Origin of the sequence: Labrys okinawensis, assembly GCF_002982075.1 — a bacterium.
Taxonomy (GTDB): domain Bacteria; phylum Pseudomonadota; class Alphaproteobacteria; order Rhizobiales; family Labraceae; genus Labrys; species Labrys okinawensis_A.
Genome location: NZ_PUEJ01000002.1, coordinates 747,194 through 758,291 on the forward strand (window position 1 = coordinate 747,194; position 11,098 = coordinate 758,291).

General features: G+C 66.3%; 11 protein-coding genes. 8 read left to right on the plus strand and 3 right to left on the minus strand.

The window, feature by feature from the left end; genetic code table 11:
- Nucleotides 1-94: 94 nt before the first annotated feature.
- Both C5L14_RS07005 and C5L14_RS07010 read left to right on the plus strand, forming a co-directional pair.
- On the plus strand, nucleotides 95-838 hold the full coding sequence (locus C5L14_RS07005; protein WP_181161056.1) for a Crp/Fnr family transcriptional regulator: 744 nt from the start codon (nucleotides 95-97) through the stop codon (nucleotides 836-838).
- On the plus strand, nucleotides 831-2,912 hold the full coding sequence (locus C5L14_RS07010) for a CHASE2 domain-containing protein (RefSeq protein WP_181161057.1): 2,082 nt from the start codon (nucleotides 831-833) through the stop codon (nucleotides 2,910-2,912). The genes C5L14_RS07005 and C5L14_RS07010 overlap by 8 nt, the downstream gene beginning before the upstream one ends.
- Before the next feature lie 214 nt (nucleotides 2,913-3,126).
- Here C5L14_RS07010 and htpX read toward each other — a convergent pair whose 3' ends face one another.
- The 3 genes from htpX to leuD form a co-directional block, all read right to left on the minus strand.
- A complete protein-coding gene (htpX, locus tag C5L14_RS07015; protein ID WP_105861359.1) occupies nucleotides 3,127-4,071 on the minus strand; it encodes a zinc metalloprotease HtpX in 945 nt (314 codons plus the stop codon).
- A gap of 216 nt (nucleotides 4,072-4,287) precedes the next feature.
- Nucleotides 4,288-4,998, minus strand: a complete 711-nt coding sequence (locus C5L14_RS07020; RefSeq protein ID WP_105861297.1) for a L,D-transpeptidase — start codon at nucleotides 4,996-4,998, stop codon at nucleotides 4,288-4,290.
- 257 nt (nucleotides 4,999-5,255) lie between these two features.
- Nucleotides 5,256-5,861 carry a 3-isopropylmalate dehydratase small subunit gene (leuD, locus tag C5L14_RS07025; protein ID WP_105861298.1) on the minus strand — a complete coding sequence of 202 codons (606 nt, stop codon included), beginning with the start codon at nucleotides 5,859-5,861 and terminating at the stop codon, nucleotides 5,256-5,258.
- Between the two features lie 122 nt (nucleotides 5,862-5,983).
- On the opposite strand from leuD, the gene C5L14_RS07030 reads away from it, so the two are divergent.
- From C5L14_RS07030 to C5L14_RS07055, 6 genes are all read left to right on the plus strand, one after another.
- Nucleotides 5,984-6,571 carry a hypothetical protein gene (locus tag C5L14_RS07030; protein ID WP_105861299.1) on the plus strand — a complete coding sequence of 196 codons (588 nt, stop codon included), beginning with the start codon at nucleotides 5,984-5,986 and terminating at the stop codon, nucleotides 6,569-6,571.
- Between the two features lie 102 nt (nucleotides 6,572-6,673).
- On the plus strand, nucleotides 6,674-8,209 hold the full coding sequence (locus C5L14_RS07035) for a trimethylamine methyltransferase family protein (protein WP_105861300.1): 1,536 nt from the start codon (nucleotides 6,674-6,676) through the stop codon (nucleotides 8,207-8,209).
- A 99-nt stretch (nucleotides 8,210-8,308) separates the two neighbouring features.
- A complete protein-coding gene (locus C5L14_RS07040) occupies nucleotides 8,309-8,596 on the plus strand; it encodes an aa3-type cytochrome c oxidase subunit IV (protein ID WP_181161058.1) in 288 nt (95 codons plus the stop codon).
- Nucleotides 8,597-8,821: 225 nt separating this feature from the next.
- Complete coding sequence (locus C5L14_RS07045) at nucleotides 8,822-9,964, plus strand: Re/Si-specific NAD(P)(+) transhydrogenase subunit alpha (protein ID WP_105861360.1); 1,143 nt, start codon at nucleotides 8,822-8,824, stop codon at nucleotides 9,962-9,964.
- A 132-nt stretch (nucleotides 9,965-10,096) separates the two neighbouring features.
- Nucleotides 10,097-10,600 carry an NAD(P) transhydrogenase subunit alpha gene (locus C5L14_RS07050; RefSeq protein ID WP_105861302.1) on the plus strand — a complete coding sequence of 168 codons (504 nt, stop codon included), beginning with the start codon at nucleotides 10,097-10,099 and terminating at the stop codon, nucleotides 10,598-10,600.
- Nucleotides 10,601-10,610: 10 nt separating this feature from the next.
- The coding region (locus C5L14_RS07055) for an NAD(P)(+) transhydrogenase (Re/Si-specific) subunit beta (protein ID WP_181161059.1) at nucleotides 10,611-11,098 on the plus strand (488 nt) is incomplete at its 3' end.

Consider the following 11,098-nt stretch of genomic DNA (forward strand, 5'->3'; position numbering starts at 1 on the left):
TTATGAGAAGGCAATGCAGTCGGATTTGCCGAGCGGGCCTGACATCGCCATTATACCCGACATAATTCTGCCTCAGACTGGAATAGTTGCGTCAATGTCCGTCCCGCTTCGCACTGCCATTGCCCGCCTCGATCTGTTTGCCGGCGCCAGCCCGGAAGACATCGATGCGGTCGCGAACCTTGCCGTCGAGCAACGTTTTCGCGATGGCGAATCGATCTTCTCGCGGGGGGCGCCGGGCGAAGGCATGCTGATCGTGCTGCAGGGCACCATCCGCCTTTCCATCGTTTCCGTCGAGGGACGCGAACTGATCCTGCGTGAAGCGGGCCCCGGCGACGTGATCGGCGAGATCGCGGTGCTCGACAGCGGCCGGCGTACCGCGGATGCCACTGCGGTGGGGCCGGTTGTCGCCGGTTTCATCGCACAGGCTTCCTTCGTGCGGCTGCTCGCCACCCGCCCGGCGCTGCAGATGCCGATCCTGCAGGTGCTGTGCGCCCGGCTGCGCGACACCACCGACCAGCTCGAATCGATCGCACTCTATCCGCTCGAGGCCCGGCTGGCGCGCTTCCTGCTCTGGCATGTCAAGCGGTATGGGCGCACCCGCGCCGACGGAGCCCGCAGTGCGCCGCTGACCATCTCGCAAAGCGCCATCGCCAGCTTCGTCGGCGCCAGCCGGCCCAAGGTCAACCGGCTGCTCGCCGCCTTCGAGGAGCGGGGTGCGATCGAACGTCGCGGCGCCATCGTGCATTGCCATGTCGCGGCGCTCACCCAACTGGCCCAGGCGGAAACGGTCCCCGGCGAGGCGCATGCCGGCGCCCGCCAGGACGCGGCGCGTGGCTGATCCTGCCTTCAAGCCCGCGATAGCCACCGGCCTGGCGGCCTTCATCCTCGGTCTTTGCTTTCTCGTCTACAATCCCGGTGGGGCCGCCAATACGCTGCGCGAGGAAGCCTTCGACTTTCTGGAGAGCGTGGTCCCGCCCAAGCGCCTGCCGGACGGGGTGGTGGTGGTTGACATCGACAGGCCCAGCCTGGCCGCCAAAGGGGGATGGCCGTGGCGGCGGGGCGGGGGGCTGACCGATCTGGTGACCAAGCTGCAGGACGCGCAGGCACAGGTCATCGGCGTCGATATCCTGCTGGATGGCCCGGACCGGCGCTCGCCAGCGCCGATGCTGAGAGCCTACGCCAAATCGACCGGCCGGACGGAGTTGTCGACCGTTGCAGACAGCCTGCCCGATGAGAACAAGCAGCTTGCCGAGGCGATTTCCCGTTCGGATGTCGTGCTTGGCCTGTTGCCCGACGAGGCCGGCAAGGATGCCTTGCCCTTTCCGCCTCCGATCATTCCGGCGCCGCAGCAGGACCTGTCGCAGAAGGCGGCCGGCGTGGTTGCTCCCTCGGAGGTGCTGGTGGATGGGGCGGTCGCGGTCGGCGCCTTGTCGCTTTCCCCGGTCACGGGCACGAAGGTACGCCACGCGCCGGTCTTCGTACGGGGCGGCAGCGAGATTTATGCGGGCTTTGCGATGGAGGTCTTCCGAAGCGCGCAGCATGCCTCCGCCTTCCTGCTTGATCCCGATGGAACGTCCGCTTCGGTGGGAGACGCACGCGTTCCGCTGCGCGAGGGGGCTTCGGTACGGCTTCATCTTGCCGCTCCCTCGACCTGGCGTGCCCGCACGGTTTCCGCCGCCGACGTGCTGGACGACAAGATACCGGCCCAGCGTTTTGCCGGCCGCATCGTGTTGATCGGCGCCAGTGCGCCGGAAGCGGGCGCCCTGCTTCCGACCGCCGCGGGACCTCTCACGCCAACGGTACAGGTCCAGGCCGAGGCGATCGAGGGCCTGCGGTCGGGCGATATCCCGCAGCGCATCCACAGCCCGCGCGTGATCGAGCCTCTTGCCGCCTCCGCCCTCGGCCTCGTGGCGCTGGCGGCTGCGCTGTGGCTCGGCCCTCTGGCGGCAAGCTCGGTGCTGGCGGTGCTGATGCTGGGCTGGCTCGGCTTCAGCGCCGGCCTGTTCGCCGGCACGCGGGTTTTGATCGACCCCGCCGGCCCGCTGATCCCGGCCATTGCCGCCGCCAACTCGGCCCTGGTGGTGATGTTCGCCCACACCCGCAAACTGCGCGGCGCGATCGAGCGCAAGTTCGGGCGCTATCTCTCGCCCGAGATCGTCCGCCGCCTGACCGCCGCGCCGGAAGAGCTGAAGATCGAGGGTGAGCTGCGCGAGGTAACCGCGCTGTTCTCGGATATCGAGGGCTTCACCACCATGTCCGAGAATGCCGAGCCGCGCACGCTGGTGGGCGCGCTCGATGCCTATTTCGACGGGGTCTGCGCCATCGTCATCCGTCATGGCGGCATGGTCGACAAGATCGTCGGCGACGCCGTGCATGGCCTGTTCAATGCGCCGCTGACGGTGGAGGGGCATGCCAGGGCAGCGCTCGACTGCGCCATCGAGATCGGCCGCTTCACCACGGAATTCCGTCAGCGCGAGGATGCAAGGCGCCTCGGATTCGGGCGAACCCGCATCGGCCTCGACACCGGGCCGGTGATCGTGGGCGATGTCGGCGGTCTCGGTCATCTCGACTATACCGCCCATGGCGACGCGGTGAATTCGGCGGCGCGCCTGGAAGCTCTCAACAAGCAGTTCGGCACCACGATCTGCCTCGGTGCGCGTGCGGCCGCCGCCATCGGCGAGCCGGAGCGGTTGCGGCCGCTGGGCAATGTCGTGCTGCGCGGCCGGACGGCGCAGACGGCCGTCTTCAGTCCCTGGCCGGATGATGCCACACCCGAGCGCCGCCAGGCCTATATGGCGGCCTTCGAGAGGATGGCTTCCGCCCCGGCCGAAGCGCGAGACCTGTTCCAGGCTCTCGCCGCGACCTGGCCCGAGGATCCGGCGGTCGCCTATTGGGTCAAGACGCTCGCCTGAGATCGGGCGAAGCGTTTGCGGAGCGCCCTTGCCGAGCGCTATGCCAAATCCAATGAACCGGCTCATACCAACGGTATTGATGCTTGATCGACCGAGCACCGTCATTGCGAGCGCAGCGAAGCAATCCACGTCTCATCGACGCGGTGGCCTTGGCTCCTGGATTGCTTCGCTGCGCTCGCAATGACGTGTGAATCAAACATCGCGGCCGCTGGTATCAGCCCCAGGGACCTTTCGGCCTTTGCGGGCCGCGCGGACCGAGATCGTCGAGGTTGACACCCTCGACGAAACCGCCCTGGCGCGGCGGCTGCCGGCTCGCGCCCATGCGGCGGGCCAGGTCCTCCAGCGCCGCGATGCGGCTCTGGGTGTCGGGATGGGTCGAGAACAGATTGTCCATCGGCCGGCCCGACAGCGGATTGATGATGAACATATGCGCCGTGGCGGGATGGGCCTCGGCCTGCTCGTTGGGAATGGCGTGGGCGGCATTCTGGATGCGCGCCAGGGCGGAGGCGAGCGCCAGCGGGTTGCCGCTGATCTCGGCGCCCAGGCGGTCCGCCTCATATTCGCGTGAACGCGAGATCGCCATCTGCACCACCATGGCGGCGAGCGGCGCCAGCACGGCGAGCAGGATGCTGCCGATCGGGCCGAGTGAGTTGCGCTCGCGATTGCCGGAGAAGAACATGCCGAAATTGGCCACCATCGAAATGGCGCCGGCCAGGGTGGCCGTGACGGTCATCAAGAGGGTGTCGCGATGCTTGATATGGGCAAGCTCATGGGCGATCACGCCCGCGACCTCCTCGCGTGACAGCGAATGCAGCAGACCGGTATTGATGGCGACGGCGGCATTGGCTGGATCGCGCCCGGTGGCGAAGGCATTGGGCTGCGGGTCGTCGATCAGATAGAGCCTGGGCATGGGCAGGCCGGCATTGCGGACAAGCTCCGCCGTGAGCTTGTAGAGCCCCGGCTCGCTGGTGGGGCTGACTTCGCGGGCTCCGTACATCGACAGCACCATGTCGCCCGAGCGCCAATAGGCGAACAGATTGGTGCCGATGGCCACCAGAAGAGCGATCATCATGCCGCCCTTGCCGCCCAGCATCAGCCCGATCACCATGAACAGGGCCGTCATGCCGGCGAGGAGCAAGGCAGTGCGCGCGTAATGCATCGGAAGGAACCCGTTCGTCATGGCCTGAAAATCGGGTCTGCGATGGTCCATGCGCAAGAGGGTTGCGTATGAAAATTTCGTCACGTGGAGGCTGTAACGCCGATCAACCAGCGGATCGACTGATGATGGCGCGGCTGCGGCGACTCCGGGGCCGTCCTGCAAGCGCTATACTCGACATTATACTCGACGGCCTCTGGCGTTCGCAGGACGCCGACATCACATCGTCGCTTCCTGATCGTCGTAGCTGCCGTCAGCGATATCGCCGCCATTGCCCAGCACCACAACCCGCGTGCCGACGGGCGTGTTGTTGTAGAGGTGGATGATGTCCTGGTTGAGCAGGCGGATGCAGCCCGACGACATCGACTTGCCGATCGAGGAGGGGTCGATGGTGCCGTGCAGGCGGTAGAGCGTGTCGCGGTCCCCCTGGAACAGGTACATCGCGCGGGCGCCCAGCGGATTGCCGGGGCCGCCGGGCATGCCGCCTGCCCATTTGGCCGCTTCGCTGTCGCGCTTCACCATGTCGGAGGGCGGGGTCCAGCGCGGCCACACCGCCTTGCGCTTGATCGTGGCCCGGCCGTTCCAGCCGAAGCCTTCGCGGCCGACACCGACGCCATAGCGCGTGGCGTTGCCGCCGTCATGGACGTGGTAAAGGTAGTGATTGGCCGGATCGACCACGATGGTGCCGGGCGCCTCGCCGGTCGGATCGGAAACCTCGCGGCGCAGGAAGGCGCCATCGATCCGCCTCAGATCGATCGCCGGGACCGGATTGCCGTTGTCCTCGAAGCCCGCATAGATTTCGCCGTAGTCGTAGTCGCTGCCGCCCCAGCCGTCGAAGATCGAGTCCGCGGAAAGCCGCTTCGACGAGGCGCAGCCGGCCAAAAGGAGGGGAGCGCCGAGCACGAAGAGGCGGCGGGACAGTTGAGGCATCACAGACCTTCCAAACCGGGAATCAGAATGAGCATGCGAATCGCGTGCATACTACAAGCTGATCATCGTTAATTCTTCATTATCCGGTACAATAAGGGCGTTCAGAATTCCTGCCCCAGAGGTGGTTTCCCAACGTCACCCCTGGTAATCGGCAAGAGTTCGCGATGCCACAGAAAGTTGCTGGCGCGTCTCGCTATCGAGCGGGACGCACATTCGAAGTATCATCGCGGGCACTTGCCCGGCCGTCTGCGGTGCGCTCAGATCCAGGGCCGTGACGTGGCCGTCTTCTGCTCGAAGGACGCGATGGAGGGGGTCTTCTCCATGGTCACGCCGATATCGTCGAGGCCCTTCAGCAGCTTGTTCTTGCGGGCCGGATCGATGTCGAACTTGACGCTGCCGCCGTCCGGGCCACGGATTTCCTGGGCTTCGAGATCCACCGTCAGCGTGGCGTTGGCGCCGCGCCGGGCGTCGTCGAACAATTTTTCGAGATCGGACTCGGAGACGACGATCGGCAGGATGCCGTTGTTGAAGCAGTTGTTGTAGAAGATGTCTGCGAAGGAGGTGGAGATCACGCAGCGGATGCCGAAATCGAGCAGGGCCCAGGGCGCATGCTCACGCGAGGAGCCGCAGCCGAAATTATCGCCGGCGACCAGGATCTTGGCGTGGCGATAGGCGGGCTTGTTCAGCACGAAGTCCGGATTCTCGCTGCCGTCATCGTTGAAGCGCATCTCGGAAAACAGCCCGGCGCCGAGGCCCGTGCGCTTGATGGTCTTGAGATATTGCTTGGGGATGATCATGTCCGTGTCTACGTTCATGATTTCCAGCGGCGCAGCGACGCCGGTGAGCGTGGTGAACTTGTCCATTGTGTTCAAACCGTGTGAGATGGGGCACTGTTGCCCGGTCTTTTATGGCCAGACGGCCCAAGTGACAAGCTAATAGGATGCCGAGCAAATTGGGTGATAGATAAATTGGACCGGAAGGAACCATGTCTGGCTTGTTGAGACTGAGCGAGGCGGCGCGGCGCGCGGCCGTGAAGGCATTGGCGCCTGCCGAGCCGATCGTCTATGTCACCGCGCCGGACCCGCGCGAGGCAGCGCGCAACGCCGTGCCCACACTCGGGGCCGGGGTACTGCTCGCCGTCCTCAGCCTGCCGATCGCCTGGGCCTGTCTCACCGCCGTCTGGCAGGCCGTCCACAATGGAGGTTCGTTGATCCTGCCGGCCCTGTTCAGTCTGCTGGCCGTGCCGGCCTTCCTGTTCGGGCTCTATCTCGTTTGCGCGCCCTGGGCCGCCTATCGGCGCGCCAAGGACCGGGTGGTGTTGATCACCGACCGGCGCCTCCTGCTGATCTCGATCCGCAGCGGCGTCGAGGAGGCGCTTTCCGGCAGGGCTATTCTGGGGGTCGAGCGCAAGAGCGTCGAGCGCGGCTTCGGCACGCTGGAAGTCCGCCATGAGGCGAAGGGCGACGAAGCCGAGACGACCTTGACCGGGCTCGACAATGTCATGGCGGCCGAACTCGCCATCCGGCGGCTTTCGCTCGATCATTCCGTCACCATCATCTCACCGGTGCATTGAGCAACCAGAAATTGTCGCTCCCGGGACAGAGAATGTCCGGTTTCAGTCTTTGACCTCTCCCCATCCCGCTAGCATCGCCCTGACCAACCAGGGAGTGGCGCGATGGCGGCGGATGCAACCACCGAGACGAGGCGGGCCCGTTCCGGCCGGCGCGGGCCGCGCAGCGGGCCGGCGGCGCCTGCCTATATCACCCGCCGGATCCCGCCCTACGAGATCCTGTCGGAGGAGGCCCTTGTCCGCATCGAGGAGCATGCCGACCGCATCCTCGAGGAAGTCGGCTTCGAGATCCGCGGCGATCAGGAAGCCGTCGACCTCTTCCGCAAGGCCGGCGCCGAGACCGATGGCTGGCGCATTCGCCCGCCGCGCGGCCTGATCCGTTCGATTATCCAGGCGACCTGTCCGGCGAGTTTCGTGCAGCATGCCCGCAATCCCGAGCGCTCGGTGGTGATCGGCGGGGCCAATACGGTGTTTTCGCCGGCCTATGGCTCGCCTTTCGTTTCCGATGCCGATCGCGGCCGGCGTTACGGCACGCTGGAGGATTTCAGCAATTTCGTCCGTCTGGCCTATCTGACGCCCTGGCTGCACCATTCCGGCGGCACGGTATGCGAGCCGGTCGACCTGCCCGTCAACAAGCGGCATCTCGACATGGTGCTGGCCCATATGACCCTGTCGGACAAGGCGTTCATGGGCTCGGTCACCACGGCGCCGCGCGCCGCCGATTCCATCGAGATGTGCCGCGTGCTGTTCGGGCCGGACTTCGTCGACGCCAATTGCGTGATCCTCGGCAACGTCAACACCAACTCGCCTTTGGTGCTGGACGGGGAGGCCTCGCGCGTCATCCGCACCTATGCCAGGGCCAACCAGGCAGCGGTGTGCGTGCCCTTCATCCTCGGGGGCGCCATGGGGCCGGTGACCACGGCGGGGGCGCTGGCGCAGTGCTTTGCCGAAGCCATGATGTGCGTGGCCCTCACCCAGCTCGAACGCCCGGGTGCGCCGGCCATTCTCGGCAATTTCCTTTCCTCGATGTCGCTGAAATCCGGCGCCCCCACTTTCGGCACGCCGGAGCCGGCGCTCGGCTATCTCGGCATCGGTGCGCTGGCGCGCCGGCTCGGCGTGCCGCTGCGCTGCGGCGGCAATCTGTGCGCCTCGAAAATTCCCGACGCCCAGGCGGCCTATGAGAGCGCCAATTCGATGTGGCCGGCCTTCCTGGCCGGCGCCCATTTCATCCTCCATGCGGCCGGCTGGGCCGAAGGCGCCCTGGCGATGTCCTACGAGAAATTCGTGATCGACGCCGACCAGCTCGGCGCCTTCCATACCTTCGCCCAGGGCATGCCCGTCGACGAGAATGCCCTTGCCCTCGACGGCTTTATCGAGGTCGGGCCGGGCAAGCATTTCCTCGGCAGTGCCCATACCATGCGCAATTACGAGACCGCCTTCTACGACTTCCCGCTCTCGGACAATAATTCCTTCGAGCAGTGGAGCGAAGAGGGCAGCCACGACATCGTGCAGCGCGCCAATCGCAAATGGAAGGCGATGCTGGAGGCCTATGAAACGCCGCCGCTCGACGCGGACAAGCGCGAGGCTTTGGAGGCTTTCGTGGCCGAGCGCAAGGCCGCCATGCCCGACGCCTGGTATTGATGCCGGCTCGATCTCGGGCCGGGGCCCGCCACCAAATCGCCGCATTGCATAAAGCGGCTCTTCGGGTTAAAGGCCCTTTATCCAATTCTGGGGATGAAAATGGCCGAAGCACATCACGACACGATGACCGCGCACGACTTTTCTGATCACAAGAACACCTATGAGGGGTTCCTGCGTTTTTCCACGATCGGAATGGCCTGGACTCTGGGCATCGTGGTCGCGCTGGCCATCGGCGGCACCAGCGGCCGCTGGGGCATCTGCTCCGTCATCGCGATCCTGTCGACCATCGCCACCGTGTTCGGCATAGCGGTAAAGAGCTGGAGCTGGAAACCTGGCGCCCTCGTATTGGTCCTGGGACTGCTGATTCTGCTGCTTCTCTCCCACTGAAGCGGCTGCCGCCGAAGGGGCATAGCCGGATTTGAGGCCGTCCCATAAGGGCCGGAGCCTCTGTTGCTGCGCCCCTCGAGCAAAGCGATTTCTTCCAATCGCCCTTTCCTTCCAGCCCTTTGTTTGACGCGTTTTCTTAATCGAAATGTCTCGGTGAACGATCCCGGCGTAGACCGGAGCGACCTCTCTGCATATCCCTGCAGCCCTGTGCGAGGAGCGATCATGATCGGCATAGCTGTCCCGGCAGAAGTTGAACCCGGCGAGCCCCGTGTCGGCGGGACGCCCGACACGGTCAGGAAGCTGATCGGGCTTGGAGCGACGGTTCGGGTCGCGAGCGGCGCGGGCCTGGCGTCCGGTTTCACGGACGAGGATTACGCCCAGGCCGGCGCCATGGTCGCCGGTTCCAATCAGGAGGCGCTGGACGGGGCGGCTGTTGTCTTGAAGGTGCGCCGCCCGCGGGCGGACGAGCTCGGCGCCTATCGCAGCGGCGCGCTGGTGCTGGGCATCATGGATCCCCATGGCCAGCACGAGGCGCTGGCCGCTTTGGCGCAGGCGGGCGTGTCGGCCTTCGCCATGGAGCTGATGCCGCGCATCACCCGGGCGCAGGTGATGGACGTGTTGTCCTCCCAGGCCAATCTCGCCGGCTACCGGGCGGTGATCGATGCCAGCGCCGAGTTCGGCCGGGCCTTTCCGATGATGATGACCGCCGCCGGCACCGTGCCCGCCGCCAAGGTCTTCGTGATGGGGGCGGGCGTCGCCGGCCTGCAGGCCATCGCCACGGCACGGCGCCTGGGCGCGGTGGTCACCGCCACCGACGTGCGTCCCGCCGCCAAGGAGCAGGTCGCCTCGCTCGGCGCCAAATTCGTCGCCGTCGAGGACGAGGAGTTCCGCGAGGCCGAGACATCGGCCGGCTATGCCAAGCCGATGTCGGCCGAATACCAGGCCAAGCAGGCCGTCCTGGTGGCCGAGCACATCAAGAAGCAGGACATCGTCATCACCACCGCTTTGATCCCCGGCCGGCCCGCCCCGCGCCTGGTCTCGGCCGCGATGGTCGACAGCCTCAAGCCGGGCTCGGTGCTGGTGGACCTGGCGGTCGAGCGCGGCGGCAATGTCGAGGGCGCCCGCCCCGGCGAGGTCGTGGTCACGCCAGGCGGGGTCAAGATCATCGGCCATCTCAACGTGCCCGGGCGCCTGGCCGCCTCCGCCTCCTCGTTCTATGCCCGCAACCTCCTCGCCTTCGTGGAGACGCTGGTCGACAAGAAGGACAAGGTGCTGGCGCCCAATTGGGAGGACGAACTGGTCAAGGCCACGCTCCTCACCAAGGACGGGGCGGTGGTGCATCCCGCCTTCCAGCCGCAGCCGGCCTGACGGATCTTTGGCGGGTGGGTCTCCAGCTCCATCGAGAGATGGCGCGGGGGCCGCCTGGAATTGAGTGCATCCCATCAGAGGCGGGTCCGAAGACCCGCTCCCATCAGATCCACCCCATCGAGGAAGACCGACATGGCCGAAACGCCCCAAGAGCTTCTCGACAAGGCCCAGGCTGCGGCTCGGGCCGCCGGCGAGGCTGCCAGAAACGCCCAGGACTATGCCGACCAGCTCGCCGCCACGCTGGGGGGTGTCGCCCATGCCGCCACCGGCGGGGCGATCGATCCCTTCGTCTTCCGCTTCGCCATCTTCGTGCTCGCCATCTTCGTGGGCTATTACGTGGTGTGGTCGGTCACCCCCGCCTTGCACACCCCGCTGATGTCGGTGACCAACGCCATCTCCTCGGTGATCGTGGTCGGCGCCCTGCTGTCGGTCGGCGTCGCCCTGGCCGGGGACGAGAGCGGGCCGTGGTGGGCCCGCGGCTTCGGCTTCCTGGCCCTGGTGCTGGCCTCCATCAACATCTTCGGCGGCTTCCTGGTCACCGAGCGCATGCTGGCCATGTACAAGCCCAAGGATAAGACCAACAAGGACAAGACCAGGAAGGCCGAGGCCAAACCGGCCGCCGGCGCCGGCCAGTGAGGAAGCCTCCATGTCCGTGAATCTCACCCAGTTCCTCTATCTCGTCGCCGGCGTGCTGTTCATCCTGGCGCTGCGCGGACTGTCCTCGCCGACCTCCTCGCGCCAGGGCAACCGCTTCGGCATGATCGGCATGGGCCTGGCGGTGCTGACCACGCTGGCGGTGTCGCCGCCCTCGGGCGTGTCGGGCTGGCTGCTGGTGGTCGCAGGCCTTGCCGTCGGCGGCGGGCTCGGCGCGGTGGTGGCCCGGCGCGTGGCGATGACGGCGATGCCCCAATTGGTGGCCGCCTTCCATTCGGGCGTCGGCCTGGCCGCGGTGTTCGTGGCCGCCGGCGCGCTCTATGCCCCCGCCGCCTTCGGCATCAGCCATGGCGGTGAGATCGAGCCGCAATCGCTGGTCGAGATGTCGCTGGGTGTGGCCATCGGCGCCATCACCTTCACCGGCTCGGTGATCGCCTTCGCCAAGCTCAACGGCAACATGTCCGGCGCGCCGATCCTGCT